The organism is Fructobacillus tropaeoli, from assembly GCF_001047135.2.
Taxonomy (GTDB): Bacteria; Bacillota; Bacilli; order Lactobacillales; family Lactobacillaceae; genus Fructobacillus; species Fructobacillus tropaeoli.
Genome location: NZ_DF968084.1, coordinates 1 through 14329 on the forward strand (window position 1 = coordinate 1; position 14329 = coordinate 14329).

The window sequence follows — 14329 nt, forward strand, 5'->3', positions numbered from 1 at the left end:
GCCGGCTATCCAAGATAACCAGCGCCTCGCTAGAAGCACGTTTGCTTCGTAACGAACAATAACTAGTATATCTCCCTTGATTCAATTCGTCAACACTTTTTTTGATAATTTTTTGAAAGTTTTGATTACACTAAAAGGCGTTATTGTACATTTTTCGATGATGACTACTTTTTGTTAATTTATTGTAAAAAGATACTGTACTTTACACTCCTTTAAATTTAACATTTATCTAAATATGATTAAAAATGCGACTTTTTACAAATATTTGTGGTAAAAAATTATGGTTTTCGTATAATTAATATAGAATTTATTCTTTAACTAATAGTACTCATCAATTTCATCCATTGATTTAGAAAGGTTTCTAAACGGGAAAGGAGGCGAATATGGCTTGCTATATTCTAACAACAAAGAAGCGTGACCAGCGCTTGTTCCGTAAAATTTTAACCGATCCACATATTTTTGAAACTCCACGAGAACTTTTACTCGCGATTCGTTCAAATAAAAGAGGTCCAATTTTAATTATTGATTTGGAGATCCGTGGCCACGAAAAAATTGGCTTTCAAACTGCCGAATTAGTTAAGAAGAACAATCCCAACGCCCAAATCATTCTCTTAGCGGAAGATAGTCGATTGGCTAACTACTGTTTCGAGTACCAAGTAGGGGTTTTAGACTTCATTATTAAGAATGACCGTGATTTAACTTTTCAAAAGCGTCTTTTACGCGCCATTGAAAAAGCCCAGTACAATCTTCACAAAATTTTTTATACAAAACCAATTTTTGTGCGTTTTCCAAACGGAACACGGTCAATTTTAGTTGACCTAACACATATCATTTATATCTCATGTGAAAAGGGGACTCATCACCTTATTTTTCATGAACACGACCGTATCACAAAAATCAGGGCCACACTTAAAACCGTTGTCCCACTCCATAAAGATATTTGTCAGATTCACTCAAGCTTTGCGATTAATTTAAACTATTTAAAGGACTACCAACCCAAGAAAAAAATTATTACGCTCTCAACCGGCAATGCCTTACCGGTTTCTCGTCGCTATGCAAGCGAAGTCCGAATGCACACGACTTGGTTTACTCAACCACCAAGCAAAGATGAAAATCCAAACTTCAAGCGCAATGATTAAAAGAAAAAACATCACGACCATAGATAGTGTGGTTGTGATGTTTTTTTGAAAACTGATTTAAACGATTTGATAAACAAAGGGGAGGGATAAGTCATTCAAAATTACTTATTAATCGTAATATCACTTGCCTTAACATCATCCCCAAAGAACGGTTCCAAGTTCTGTTGATAATCGTCCGTAAAGAAGCCGTTGTTGTTCAACTTCTTGATTTCATCGTTAGTCCAATTCAAGACACTCTTGTTACCCTTTTGAACACCAGGGGCAATATAGGCTTGGTCACCTAATTGCTTAATGCCGACCTGATAGTCTGGGTGATCCTTAACCCAGGCGAAGAGGTATGAATTATCATCGGTAATGGCATCTGCTCGTCCGTCACTCAAGGCAGCAAACTGTTGTGTCTTGGAGTCAAACTTCAATAACTTGGCATTTTTGTACGTTTGCGTAAAGTATGTTTCAGCCGTTGTTCCCTTGTTGACAATCAAATTCTTACCGTTTAACTGATTAACGTTGGTAATTAAGCTTGTTTTCTTTGAAGCAACACCAATTGACACCTTCATGTATGGCTTGGCAAAATCAATTACTTGCTTTCTTTCTGGCGTGACCGTGAAATTAGCGAGGGCAATGTCGGCCTTGCCAGAATTAAGTGCATCAACTCGAGCATTGGCGTTAACCTGCACGTACTTAACCTTAACGCCGAGGTCCTGACCGATTTTCTTAGCCAAAGCAATATCGTATCCCTGACGATTACCGTTTTGATCAACCCAACCGTAAGGTTTCAAATCACCAAAGACAGCAATTTTAATTTCACCAGATTTCTTAATTTGCTGAATCGTGCGACCATTTTGACTTGAGCCGTCCTTTGAGGTGAAAGCATGGACGCTAAAAATGCCAATAATAATGACCAGTACGGCCACTACTGACCAAATAATTTTCTTTTTCATTGTTTTTCTCCTAATTAATCAATACCTAGTTTTATGTTTCTAGAAAGACATACTGTCCAAAAAGTCACGAGCTCTTTTTGTTTGTGGTTCCTGAAAGAATTTTTTCCCATTTTGTTCTTCCACAATTTCACCGCTATCCAAAAAGATGACCTTATCAGCAACTTGTTTAGCAAAGTTCATTTCATGGGTGACCACAACCATCGTCAAATCCTGTTCAGCTAATTGTTTGAGTATTTCCAAAACCCCACGAACCATCTCCGGATCAAGTGAAGCCGTTACTTCATCAAAGAGCATTAATTTCGGATTTAAAATCAGCGCACGCACAATGGCCACTCGTTGCTTTTGACCACCGGATAGTTGCTGTGGATAATAATTTTCAAATTTTTGTAAGCCGACCTCGGCCAGTAACTGTCTTACCTGGTCGAGAACTTCTGTTTCATCTCTTTTTTGAACTTTTAAAGGTCCTAAAGTAATGTTTTGCATCACCGTTCGATTCGGAAAGAGATCATAACTTTGAAAGACCATGCCAATTTCATGTTTGATGACCGCAAAGGCTTTTTTATCATGTGGGTCAATCTTTTGACCGAAAATTTCTAAATCGCCGCTATCAAATGATTCGAGCCCATTAAAGGTCCGAATTAACGTTGATTTTCCTGAACCAGATGGGCCCAAAACCACGGTCACCTTATTCTTAGGAATGGTGAGATTAATATCTTTTAAAACGACTTTGTCGCCAAACTTTTTATTTAAGTGCCTTACTTGAATTATTTCATCTGTCATTAGCAACAACTTTCCTTTCAATTTTCTTGCTTAACCAGGTGAGGGTGCCATTGATTAAAAAATAAAAAAGGGCAATTAGACCGTAAACGACAAGTGGTACCGCACGATTCGACGAATTGGCTTCAATAATTTGCTGGCCAACCGTAATGACTTCCGTCACAGATATCAATAACAAGATAGAAGTTGTCTTAATAATCCGCGTACTCAAGTTAATATATGCTGGCAAGATATTGACCAAACTTTGAGGTAGCAGGACATAGCGATAACTCTGCCAAGCCGTCAGCCCAATTGCATAAGCACTTTCTTTTTGTCCCTTCGCAACCGACTGAACCGCGGCACGGACAATATCTGAAAATTCAGCGCCAAACCATAGTGAGAAAACCAAAACGCTCACTGCTGTTGCGGGTAAATTGAAATTCAAATCCCGTGGGAAGGTGTAATAAAACAAAAAGAGCAGGGGAATCGTTGGCACAATTCGAAAAATTTCCAAATAAGTACGGAAAAAACCTCGTTCAGCCCCCGTAACGTTCGACCACAACAAACCCAAAAAGCCACCAAGAATTGTGCCAAAGAAAATGGACAAAACCGAAATTTCAATCGTCACACCCAATCCCTCAATCAATCGACTAAGGTTCGTTCCAGCCAGAATAAGATTAATTGCTGAAGTTAACACGGCGCAGCCTCCTTTCAACCCAAGAAAGTCCCAGCGAAAGGGGAATTAAAATAATTGCGTAACTAACGACCATCATCAATAAATATTCATTGCTACGATAATTCTGACCAATCAGGTCTAATGCCGTATTGGTAATCTCGGGAATGGCAATCACCGTAAAGATGGACGTTTCCTTAATTAAAAAAATAATATTGGCACCAATCGCTGGCAGCGAATACAAAATTCCTTGCGGAAAAATAACGTATCGTGCCAGTTGCCAGGTACTTAACCCAATCACTTGCCCTGATTCCACCTGAATCTTAGGCACTGCCTCCAGGCCACCTAAGAAAGCATCGGCCATATAAGACCCACCTAGAAAAATCAGGCCAATGATGGCTGTCTGTTCGGCGGGTATTTTTAACCCAATGCCCGGCAGACCGTAGTAAATAAAAAATAGCTGGATTAGTAACGGCGTATTTCGTGAGACGGCTATATAAACCCGCAATACATGGTGGCCAATAACTTGATAGTAAAGCCAAAACGCAACAACAATTCCTAGCAAAAGGGCACCAATAATCCCAATGGTGGCCAATTTTAACGTTAGAAAGAAGCCGTTAATAAAAGCCGGAATTGCCTGTTGGATGTATATCCAAGACATAAAATTCTCCCTATTTCCACAACGAGAATCAACGGTATCCTCAAAAAAAGGCCACAAAAAAAAGCAACTCCAAAAATTGAAGTTGCCTTTTAGTCGCGTCGATATTCATTTCATGAAAGTCATCTAATACTACTGGTAGCTATTATCAAACAATGCAACGAAAATCTATGCGTGACTTATTTTGAGGACCATCTTCTCAACTTTTGTGTTTATCACGTTCTCGATATGTTCGTTGCATACACATTCGCATGAGTGGTCCTCCTCTTTTCTCTTAATCTAAAATGATTATATATTGATGAGTTTAAAATGTCAACTTTCTCATTTTATTTTTTATCCAAAATAAAAATCATCACTTTTAGCAAAAGAAAAGAAGTCAAAACCCTTGATGAGCTTGACTTCTGGTAAAAAACACCACGGTCTTTCAATCAAGGACGATTCGTCCTTCAATACCGTGGCGTTTCATTTTAATTATTGATCAGAATCTGTATCGTTTTGGTCAGCCTCTGCTCGAGCAACTAAGTCACTAACTTGGTCGCTAACAGGGGACTGGCTATTATCTGCTTCTTCCTGGCTTTCAGCCAAAGCAGCTTCTGGACTCTCATCGTCCATCTCAACCGGTTCCAACTTCGTTAAGGTGGCTACCTTACTATCATCTTCCAAACGAATCAAACGAACGCCTTGCGTTGCTCGGCTGGTTTGACTAACGGTATCAACACTAAAGCGAATCATGACCCCTTGGTCGGTCGTGACCATAATGTCCTCATCGCCATCAACCGTGACCATGCCGGCCAGAGGTCCGTTCTTTTCGGTAATGGTTGCCGTCTTAATTCCTTTACCACCACGGCCCTTCACAGGGTATTCTACGGCAGCTGTTTGCTTTCCATAGCCTTTTTGACTAATCACAAAGACCTTAGAGTCCGGCGTTAGGATATCGGCACCAATTACTTCATCCCCGTCACGCAAGTTGATTCCTCGAACACCCGCGGCGCCACGACCCATGAGACGGACCGCTTCTTCCGCAAAGGTCACAGAGTAACCATTCATCGTGGCAATCACAATATTTTGCAAACCATCTGTCTGCAAAACCTTCAAAATTTCATCATCGTCGCGAAGGGTCAAGGCCTTCAAACCGGACGTCCGGATATGGGCAAAGTCTTGCACCTGTGTTCGCTTAACAACACCCTTACGAGTAACGAAGAAGAGGTTATCCTGGCTTTCAGCCGGATTACCATTCACAGAAAGAAGGGTTTGAATCTTTTCATCTTCTTCAAAGTTCAACAGATTAATCACAGGGATTCCCTTGGCCTGACGACCGTATTCAGGAATCTCGTAACCCTTCATCCGATAAACTTTTCCCTTATTGGTAAAGAAGAAGAGGGAATCGTGAGTTGAAAGGTTTACCAACTGGTCCACAAAGTCTTCATCATTCAGATTCATCCCCTGGACACCACGACCACCACGGTTTTGAGCCTTAAATTCGCTCGCTGGCACCCGCTTGATGTAGCCGTTGTTAGTCAAAGTGACAATGACGTCTTCTTCTTCAATCAAATCTTCATCTTCGATGCTGGTCACATCACCGACTTGTAATTCTGTTCGACGTGGGTCACCAAAGCGACTTTGAATCTCAAGTAATTCGTCGTAAATTAACTGATCGATTCGTTCCTGATGGGCCAAAATGTCTTTCAAATCAGCAATCAACGCCACCAACTTTTGGTATTCGTCTTCTAACTTATCGCGTTCCAAGCCGGTCAAACGAACCAAACGCATATCCAAAATAGCCTGTGACTGCTTATCAGAAAGGTCGTATCCCTCAATCAAGCGTGTCTTGGCTTCATCAGACGTTTTGGATGAACGAATAATATTGATGATTGCATCAATGTGGTCGAGGGCAATGCGCAATCCCTCTAAGATATGGGCTCTTGCTTCGGCCTTCTTTAATTCAAAGCTTGTCCGACGGCGAATAACAGAACGCTGGTGATCCAGATAAGCAATCAAGATTTCCTTTAAGCTCAGTGTCTTAGGGGCACCATGATCAATGGCCAACATGTTGAAAGAGAACCCAGTCTGCAAAAGGGTTTGCTTGTACAGGTTATTTAAAATAACTGACGCGGAAGAATCGCGTCGGACATCGATTGAAATTCGCAACCCTTCGCGGTCGGTTTCATCACGAATACCGGTAATGCCTTCGATCTTCTTATCGCGAGCTAACTCCGAAATTCGTTCAATCAAGCGCGCCTTGTTCACGGCATAGGGGAGTTCAGTTACAATAATCTGCTCCCGACCTGATTTTGTCGTTTCAATATCGACCTTGGCCCGAATCGTAATCGTCCCACGACCAGTCTCGTAGGCCTTTCGGATCCCAGCCTTCCCCATCACGATCCCACCAGTTGGGAAATCAGGACCAGGCAATGCTTCCATCAAATCAGCGGTTGTTGCTTCCGGATTGTTCATCAAGATATGCAAGGCCGAAATAACTTCACCCAAGTTGTGCGTTGGGATGTTGGTTGTCATTCCAACGGCGATTCCAGTTGCTCCGTTAACCAAGAGGTTTGGGATTCGAGCAGGCAAAACCTCTGGCTCGCGTTCTTCACCATCGTAGTTCGGCACAAAATCGACCGTATCCTTGTTCAGGTCACGGACCATTTCCATCGCCACTTTCGACAAACGAGCTTCCGTATATCGCATGGCAGCAGCGCTATCACCATCGACGGAACCAAAGTTTCCGTGACCGTCAACAAGCATGTAACGGTATGAAAAATCCTGCGCCATCCGGACCATTGACTCGTAGATTGCCGAATCACCGTGAGGGTGGTACTTACCCATAACATCCCCAACAACACGGGCTGATTTCTTATGGGGCTTATCCGGTGTGTTTCCCTGTTCAATCATCGAATACAAAATTCGGCGATGGACAGGCTTCATTCCATCGCGAACGTCAGGCAGTGCCCGGGCCACGATTACTGACATGGCATAGGACAAGAATGACGTCTTCATTTGCTCGGACAAATGTGTATTTTGAATCCGAGTATCCATTTCTTCTGGCATTTCATTTACTCCTCGTCAAACACGACCGACAATTAAATATCGAGGTCTTGCACAAAGACCGCGTTATCCTCGATAAACTTACGCCGTGGTGGCACATCGCCACCCATTAACATATCAATCACAGCATCTGCTTCTTCGGCATCGGCCGGGTCAACCCGTAACAACCGTCGGTTAGCGGGATCCATCGTTGTATCCGCTAATTGGTCATAATCCATCTCTCCAAGCCCCTTATATCGTTGCACCTTTGGCTTGGCATTACTTGGCAATTGAGCCAAATAGTCATCTAGTTCTTTATCAGAATCCAAATAAGTCATGTTTTTGGAATTTCCCAAAGAAACACCGTACAAAGGTGGCTGAGCAATATAAATATAGCCAGCATCGATCATTGGTCGCATGTAGCGGTAGAACAACGTTAACAGCAGTGTTCGAATATGGGCGCCATCGACATCGGCATCCGTCATGATAATAATCTTGTGATAATTGGCCTTTTCGACATTAAAGTCATCCCCAAAACCAGAACCTAACGCTGTAAAGAGGGAACGGATTTCTTCATTAGCCAAAACCCGGTCAATCGTTGCCTTTCCAACGTTCAAGATTTTTCCACGAATTGGCAAAATAGCCTGCGTCAAGCGGTTACGCCCCTGCTTAGCAGAACCACCGGCGGAATCACCCTCGACAATAAAGAGTTCTGAAATTTCAGGATCCTTTGAAGTATTATCAGCTAATTTACCAGGCAAGTTCGAAATTTCCAAACCTGACTGCTTCCGGGTCATTTCGCGGGCCCGTTTGGCTGATAAACGAGCTCGTTGTGCTAGCGAACCTTTTTCAACGATTTGCTTAGCGACCGCTGGGTTTTCCATCATAAAGCGTGAAAAAGTCTCAGAGAACATCCGATCAGTTGCCTGACGGGCATCCGAATTTCCCAACTTTGTCTTTGTTTGACCCTCAAACTGAGGGTCTGGGTGCTTAATGGAAACAATGGCCGTCATCCCTTCCCGGACATCTTCTCCGGTTAATGATTCGGCCCCTTCTTTAATAATCTTTTGCTTCCGAGCATAGTCGTTAATCACTCGGGTCAAAGCTGTCTTAAAGCCGGTTTCGTGCGTACCACCTTCATAGGTGTTGATGTTATTGGTAAATGTTTTCAGATTTTCTTTGACACCAGTTGTATATTGCAAGGCAACTTCAACGACGATGCCGTTTTCCTCACCTTCAACATAGACCGGTTGATCAAACAAAGCTTGCTTGTCTTCATCAAGGAAAGAAACGTATTCCTTAATACCACCTTCAAAATGGAAAGATTCCTTCAGTGGTTCATCCGAGCGCTTATCCTCGATTGAAATCCGCAACCCTTTATTCAAGAAGGCTAATTCTCGGACACGGGTTAACAGAGTTTGATAGTTATAAACAGTGGTTTCTTGGAAAATATCAGCATCGGGCTTGAAGTGAACGATTGTTCCTCGTTCGATTGGCAATGGCCCATCTTTTTTCGTCATCGGTGTCTTAACATGACCCGTTTGGAAATCCATATAGTAGAGTTGACCGTCACGAACAACTTGGACATCCAATGACGTTGAAAGGGCATTTACAACAGAGGCTCCAACACCGTGAAGACCACCAGAAACCTTATAACCACCGCCGCCAAACTTTCCACCGGCATGCAAAATCGTAAAGACGGTTTCCAAGGCTGGCTTGCCCGTCTTTGACTGGATATCAACTGGAATTCCACGGCCATCATCCGTGACGGTGATGGAGTTGTCCTTCTCAATTGTCACGGTGATATGGCTAGCAAAACCGGCTAGGGCTTCATCGATTCCATTATCGACAATTTCCCAAACGAGGTGGTGCAAACCTTGGGCCGTCGTTGTCCCAATATACATCCCCGGACGCTTTCGAACGGCCTCTAAGCCTTCCAAAACTTGGATTTGGTCCGCATTATAGGCATCCGCATCCGTATGCATTTGACTTGCTTCTTCCGGATTTACTGCGGCAACTTCTTGATTTTCTGGATACTCTTGCTCTGCCATCATTCTCCTTTACGCCATCATGGCTACTCTTCCACTTGAACATGACCGGCTTTGACGATAAAAATTTTAGGTTCCTTAATCAACTGACGGGCAACTTCCGTTAGGGAAGGCGCCGTGATAAAGGTTTGGACCTTGTCTTGAATGGCCATTAAAAGGTGTGTTTGCCGGTTGGCATCCAACTCACTTAAAACATCATCCAAGAGCAAGACAGGGTATTCACCCGTTTCTTGATGCATCAACTCGATTTCACCAAGTTTTAGGGCCAGGGCCGCCGTTCTTTGTTGTCCTTGTGACCCAAAAACCGCCACATTGGCTTGATTCACATCAATAATAAAATCATCTCGATGCGGTCCTGCCAAAGTAGTGCCTTGCCGCTTTTCTCGGTCGGCATTCTTCTCAAAGACCAATGAAAGGGCCTCTTGCACTTGGTCTTTTTGCATACCTTCTTCAACTGGAATCGCCGTTTGGTAATGCAAGGTTAAAACCTCTTTTTGGCTTGCTACTTCCTGGTGAATCTGATTTGCCTGGGCTTCTAATTTGATTAAAAATTTCTGTCGCGCCAAAATAATTTGACTAGCGACGTCAATTAGCTGCTCAGTTAAGACATCTAAAAAGATTTGGTCGCGCTGGCCACCCTGTGCCCAAGCCTTCAGATAGGCATTGCGATCTTTGAGAATTTTTTTGTATTGGCTACTTTGCTGTAAATAGAGTTTGTTCATTTGTCCAAACTCGATGTCGATAAAGCGGCGCCTAACCGTCGGTGCCCCCTTAACCAAGTCCAGGTCTTCCGGAGCAAATAAAATGACGTTTAGCTGACCAATGTAAGTTGACAGCCGGGATTGATCAAGATGATTAACCCGAGCCTGCTTGCCTTTAGCCGACCAAGAAAGGGAAAGGGGAGTTTGACCGAAACGATTTTTGATTCGCCCTGCAATTTTGGCCTCTTTTTGTCCCCACTGAATTAAATCCTTATCGGTTTTTGTCCGGTGAGAGCGGGCCAAAGCCAGCGCGTAGATGCTTTCCAAGAGGTTCGTCTTTCCCTGGGCGTTTTCCCCTAAAAAGACGTTAATCCCGCTTTGGAAATGCAAATCAGTTTGATCATAATTACGAAAATGGCTGAGGGACAGCTCGCTTAGTTCCAAGAGCCTGGTCCACTCGGCTTTTTATTCGATGACCGCTGGGCTGCTTTTTTATTCGCCCGTTGTTGACGAGAAATCGCTGTTTGGCGCTTTTGTTCCTTGTGTGCCACTTGCTTTTGGCTAGCAGCAAACCGAGCTAAGATTGCCTGTTTTTCAGCTTCTTCGGCCTCTTCCTCTGCACTTTGATGATCAATCAAATAGCGCGTTCCTTGGAAGTCAACCTGATCACCTGGGTACAATTTCTTGCCCCGGCGATTTTCTTCTTCGCCATTTAACAACACTGATTGCTCAGCGAGAAAAGCTTTTGCCTGGCCACCAGAAGCAATAATGTTTTCCATTTTAAGCAACTGGGCCAGGGTAATATAAGCGGTTTTAATTGCTACGCGTTCAGCCATCGTTTTCCCCGATTTCTTGGTAAATACTTACCCCGTTATTATACCATACTTACGCTAATTTGCCCCTGAGAGCCGTTTTTAGCTCAATTTCTTTCGTTTGGGCATTCATGCCAAACAGATAAAAAAGCAGTAGAAGGCTTTTTTGTGCAAAATGGCACAAAAAAAAGACGGCCATCAGCATGAGCCATCTTTTTCTAAAGAATTGATTAAAATGTACGAACTGGTGTTACCAATTGGAGTTGTTTATTATCGGTTTCACCTTCAGGAATAATGATGAAAGGCCGTAAATTAGTCGTAAACTTCAATTCAACCGTCTTTCCCTGCAAAACGCGCAAGGCATCACGAACATAATCCGGGTTAAAGGAAATTTCCAAATCTTCCCCAACAACCTTTTCAGCTGTTAACTCTTCTTTCACTTGACCAACTTCTTGTGAATTTCCAGAAAGTTGCGCCTGACCATCTTTAATGGTCAGCAAAATCACGTTATTGCGTGATTCGTGTGACAGCAAGGAAGCACGATCGATGGCACCTGATAAAGCAGCGGCATCAATTTGCAGTTCGGTAGTTGCTTCACTTGGAATCAAGCGATCAGTTTCTGGATAATTTCCTTCCAACAACCGTGAATAGAAAGTTGTCTTGCCAAAGATAAAGGCAGCCTGGTTACTTGAAAGCTTAATTTCAACACGGTTTTGTCCATCTAACAACGATTGCAATTCATTAAAGGCTTTTGCTGGAATAATCACGGATACCTTATCGGTATTTTCAGTGCCAGTTAACGTCACGATTCGTTGCGATAAACGGTGTGAATCGGTTGTTACGGCTTTAATTTGATTACCATCCAACGTTAAATGAATTCCTGTTAAGATTGGCCGACTTTCTTGCGTTGAAGCCGAAATTTTTGTTTGCGCAATAATTTCAACTAATTGAGCAGCTGAAACTTTTAATGATTTGCTTTCTGATAATTCAGGTAATTTTGGATAAGCGGAACTTGGTTGGCCATTAATCTTAAATGATGCTGAGCCAGAAGTAATCAAAGCTTGCAAACCATCGATTTCAAGTGTCATCTTATCGGCAGGCAAATGCTTCACGATATTAATAAAGAAAGTTGCTGGCAAAGTAATGCCACCTGTACTTTCAACTACCAATTCATTGGTGGTATCACTGGCTTCCAATGTAATCTTAATTGAGATATCAGCATTTGATCCAGTTAAGACAAGGTCTTCCTCAGTCAAATCCAATTTAATGTTTGTCAAAATCGGAATGGTTGTTCGAGATGAAATTGCGCGAGCAACATCATTTAAAGCTTTGATAAAGGCTTGACGGTTAATCGAAAATTTCATGGCGCACGGCCTCCTTTATGGTCGGTACATCTATATTATATTAGTATTATTTAACTAGTAGTAATAATAAGGGCTGTGGAAACGGGGGATTGATGAATGAGGCCTAATTTACTCACTTTTTGCCTGTTGATAACTTTGGGACTAACTTGAAAGAAAAGAAAGCGTTATCCACAAGGCTTATTTCCCGTTTTTGATCTCGTTTGCGAGGTCTTCAATCAGTTCCTTTGTCTTTGGCTCCGTTTCAACCTGTTCGGCTACCTTGTTGTAGGCGTGCGAAATGGATGAGTGGTCGCGGCCACCAAATGATCGGCCAATATCGGGTAATGATTTGTTTGTCATGGTACGGGTGAGGTAAATGGCGATATGTCTTGCCGTGACTAAATCAGCCTGGCGTCGGGAGCCCTGCATATCGGCAATTGTTTGCATAAAGTAGTTGGCAACGGTTTCTTGAATCCGTTCCACCGTAATCTTTTTGCCTTGGTCGATATTCAGCTCAGTCAAGATTGATTGGGCCGTTTCAATGGTTGCCGGCTTGTTCATGAAGCGAATCTTGGCTTCAAACTTGTGAAAGGCGCCTTCCAAAGAACGGACGTTGGTATCAATTTTTTCGCCAATTAATTCCAGGACCTCGTTTGGAATATCGAGATCATTACGTTCCTGCAAGTTTCGCAAAATAGCGACTCGAGTTGGCAAATCAGGTTTTTGAATGTCCTGAGTAATGCCAGCTTCAAAGCGAGAGGTCAACCTAGTTAGCAAGTCTGGAATATCGGTTGGGTAGCGATCGGAAGTCATCACAATTTGCTTGCCGGCCTTCGTTAGGGCATTAAAGGTGTTGAAGAACTCTTCTTGCACTTTTTCCTTACCCGACCAAAACTGAATATCATCAATTAAAAGCATATCGAGCGAGCGGTATGTTTTTTTAAATTTAGCCGTCGCATTCGAATCGGCCTTGTTTCCTTCACGAAGTGAATCCGTAAAGTCATTTAAAAAGTCTTCCGCTGTCGCATATTTGATGCTGGCATTTGGATGGGTAGTGGCGTATTCGTTACCAATGGACTGCATTAAATGCGTCTTACCCAAACCAACCCCTCCATAAATAAGGAAGGGGTTGTAAACTTTGCCGGGTGCTTCAGCAACAGCCAAGGCCACTGCTAAGGCGTTTTCGTTCCCGGCACCTTTGACGAATTTATCAAATGTAAAATCAGAATTTAAATCGTTTTCTTGGGAGAAAGGAATTTGGGTGGGTTCGTTGTAGCCGTTGAAGTTACTATTTGTTTCAGCTTCGCTGTCTTCTTCGACCTTTAGTTCAGGTCGAATGAAGTCACCGGTAATTTCGTTGGCATGTTGGACGAAGTCCATGGCATATTGTTGTGTATTCCATGCCTGGATGATATCAGCGGCATGGTCGGCAGGGACAGATAAAACAAGCTTGCCATCTTTAAAGCCAATTGGCGTAAGTGGGGCGATCATTGCTTCAAAACTGACAGGACCGGTTGTTTTGTAAAGTCTGAGACTGACCTCTTTCCAGAGGACGTCGGGATCAAGTTGTTTTGACATGTAAATCTCCAAGAAAAATTAGATAACGGATGAAGCTATGCTGAATATTATAGCAAAAAAAAGGGGTAAAGACTAGTTATCCACAGGAAAGCGAATAAAAAGAAAGTTATCCCGCTTGGGGACTAATAACTGTCTGTCATGTGGAGAAGAAAGGGAACAAATTTTCGGGTTATCCACATATCAACAAAGTTATCAACGACGAAAAGGGGATTATGCTCGTTTTTCCTGACTTTTTCAACGTTATCCCCAGAAAGCAGTCCCCAACCTGTGGATATGTGGATAAGTCGGGCATAAGACGTGAAAAGACAGTTATTGTCCCCTTGTGTCCACAACCTTGTGGTTTTCTTTTGGATAAAGCCGTGGAAAGCTGATTTGACCCGATTTTAAAATTTTTAGTATTTTAGTTGGAGACTTTGGTGCAAAACTTGCCTCAAAGGCGGATCCGTGGTATGATTAGTCTCGAATTGCAAGAAATTTTGCAGACAAATTATTAATGGAGGAAATATAGATGAAGCGTACATTCCAACCAAAGAAGCGTCATCGCGAACGCGTACACGGTTTCCGTAAGCGTATGAGCACTAGCAATGGCCGTAAGGTATTGGCTCGCCGTCGTGCTAAGGGCCGTAAGGTGTTATCTGCCTAATCAGGTCGCTGCA

12 protein-coding genes are annotated in these 14329 nt (G+C 42.7%); 2 read left to right on the top strand and 10 right to left on the bottom strand.

The genetic code is table 11. From position 1 onward, the window contains the following. The first annotated feature begins 383 nt into the window (after positions 1-383). A complete protein-coding gene (locus tag AOQ32_RS05920; protein WP_059394010.1) occupies positions 384-1139 on the top strand; it encodes a LytR/AlgR family response regulator transcription factor in 756 nt (251 codons plus the stop codon). Between the two features lie 101 nt (positions 1140-1240). Here AOQ32_RS05920 and AOQ32_RS05925 read toward each other — a convergent pair whose 3' ends face one another. The 10 genes from AOQ32_RS05925 to dnaA all read right to left on the bottom strand — a co-directional run bounded on the left by AOQ32_RS05925 (position 1241) and on the right by dnaA (position 13673). Beyond that, positions 1241-2080 carry a transporter substrate-binding domain-containing protein gene (locus tag AOQ32_RS05925; RefSeq protein ID WP_059394011.1) on the bottom strand — a complete coding sequence of 280 codons (840 nt, stop codon included), beginning with the start codon at positions 2078-2080 and terminating at the stop codon, positions 1241-1243. 39 nt (positions 2081-2119) lie between these two features. After that, positions 2120-2860, bottom strand: coding sequence for an amino acid ABC transporter ATP-binding protein (locus AOQ32_RS05930; RefSeq protein WP_059394012.1), 741 nt, complete (start codon positions 2858-2860; stop codon positions 2120-2122). Then, a complete protein-coding gene (locus AOQ32_RS05935; protein WP_059394013.1) occupies positions 2850-3533 on the bottom strand; it encodes an amino acid ABC transporter permease in 684 nt (227 codons plus the stop codon). Before AOQ32_RS05935 ends, AOQ32_RS05930 begins: the two co-directional genes overlap by 11 nt. Further along, the gene (locus AOQ32_RS05940; RefSeq protein ID WP_059394014.1) at positions 3514-4170 is read right to left on the bottom strand and encodes an amino acid ABC transporter permease; all 657 of its coding nucleotides are present in this window, start codon (positions 4168-4170) and stop codon (positions 3514-3516) included. Before AOQ32_RS05940 ends, AOQ32_RS05935 begins: the two co-directional genes overlap by 20 nt. A gap of 468 nt (positions 4171-4638) precedes the next feature. Beyond that, positions 4639-7215 carry a DNA gyrase subunit A gene (gene gyrA, locus AOQ32_RS05945; RefSeq protein ID WP_059394015.1) on the bottom strand — a complete coding sequence of 859 codons (2577 nt, stop codon included), beginning with the start codon at positions 7213-7215 and terminating at the stop codon, positions 4639-4641. A gap of 32 nt (positions 7216-7247) precedes the next feature. Then, positions 7248-9242 carry a DNA topoisomerase (ATP-hydrolyzing) subunit B gene (gyrB, locus tag AOQ32_RS05950; protein WP_059394016.1) on the bottom strand — a complete coding sequence of 665 codons (1995 nt, stop codon included), beginning with the start codon at positions 9240-9242 and terminating at the stop codon, positions 7248-7250. A gap of 23 nt (positions 9243-9265) precedes the next feature. After that, the gene (gene recF / locus AOQ32_RS05955; protein WP_059394017.1) at positions 9266-10384 is read right to left on the bottom strand and encodes a DNA replication/repair protein RecF; all 1119 of its coding nucleotides are present in this window, start codon (positions 10382-10384) and stop codon (positions 9266-9268) included. Further along, positions 10375-10776 carry a S4 domain-containing protein YaaA gene (yaaA, locus tag AOQ32_RS05960; RefSeq protein ID WP_083994446.1) on the bottom strand — a complete coding sequence of 134 codons (402 nt, stop codon included), beginning with the start codon at positions 10774-10776 and terminating at the stop codon, positions 10375-10377. Before yaaA ends, recF begins: the two co-directional genes overlap by 10 nt. Positions 10777-10982: 206 nt before the next feature. After that, positions 10983-12116: a DNA polymerase III subunit beta gene (gene dnaN, locus AOQ32_RS05965; RefSeq protein ID WP_059394018.1), complete on the bottom strand. Its 1134-nt coding sequence runs from the start codon at positions 12114-12116 to the stop codon at positions 10983-10985. Positions 12117-12293: 177 nt separating this feature from the next. Continuing rightward, positions 12294-13673 (bottom strand): chromosomal replication initiator protein DnaA, encoded by a 1380-nt coding sequence (gene dnaA, locus AOQ32_RS05970; RefSeq protein ID WP_059394019.1) that lies wholly within the window; start codon positions 13671-13673, stop codon positions 12294-12296. 508 nt (positions 13674-14181) lie between these two features. On the opposite strand from dnaA, the gene rpmH reads away from it, so the two are divergent. Then, positions 14182-14316, top strand: coding sequence for a 50S ribosomal protein L34 (gene rpmH, locus AOQ32_RS05975; RefSeq protein ID WP_047975516.1), 135 nt, complete (start codon positions 14182-14184; stop codon positions 14314-14316). Positions 14317-14329: the final 13 nt, after the last annotated feature.

What these genes read in the sequence shown, in the direction of transcription:
- AOQ32_RS05940 (WP_059394014.1), bottom strand. Translation starts at nt 4,170, where the DNA reads ATGTCTTGGATATACATCCAACAGGCAATTCCGGCTTTTATTAACGGC.
- dnaA (WP_059394019.1), bottom strand. Translation starts at nt 13,673, where the DNA reads ATGTCAAAACAACTTGATCCCGACGTCCTCTGGAAAGAGGTCAGTCTC.
- dnaN (WP_059394018.1), bottom strand. Translation starts at nt 12,116, where the DNA reads ATGAAATTTTCGATTAACCGTCAAGCCTTTATCAAAGCTTTAAATGAT.
- gyrA (WP_059394015.1), bottom strand. Translation starts at nt 7,215, where the DNA reads ATGCCAGAAGAAATGGATACTCGGATTCAAAATACACATTTGTCCGAG.
- gyrB (WP_059394016.1), bottom strand. Translation starts at nt 9,242, where the DNA reads ATGGCAGAGCAAGAGTATCCAGAAAATCAAGAAGTTGCCGCAGTAAAT.
- AOQ32_RS05930 (WP_059394012.1), bottom strand. Translation starts at nt 2,860, where the DNA reads ATGACAGATGAAATAATTCAAGTAAGGCACTTAAATAAAAAGTTTGGC.
- AOQ32_RS05925 (WP_059394011.1), bottom strand. Translation starts at nt 2,080, where the DNA reads ATGAAAAAGAAAATTATTTGGTCAGTAGTGGCCGTACTGGTCATTATT.
- rpmH (WP_047975516.1), top strand. Translation starts at nt 14,182, where the DNA reads ATGAAGCGTACATTCCAACCAAAGAAGCGTCATCGCGAACGCGTACAC.
- AOQ32_RS05920 (WP_059394010.1), top strand. Translation starts at nt 384, where the DNA reads ATGGCTTGCTATATTCTAACAACAAAGAAGCGTGACCAGCGCTTGTTC.
- yaaA (WP_083994446.1), bottom strand. Translation starts at nt 10,776, where the DNA reads ATGGCTGAACGCGTAGCAATTAAAACCGCTTATATTACCCTGGCCCAG.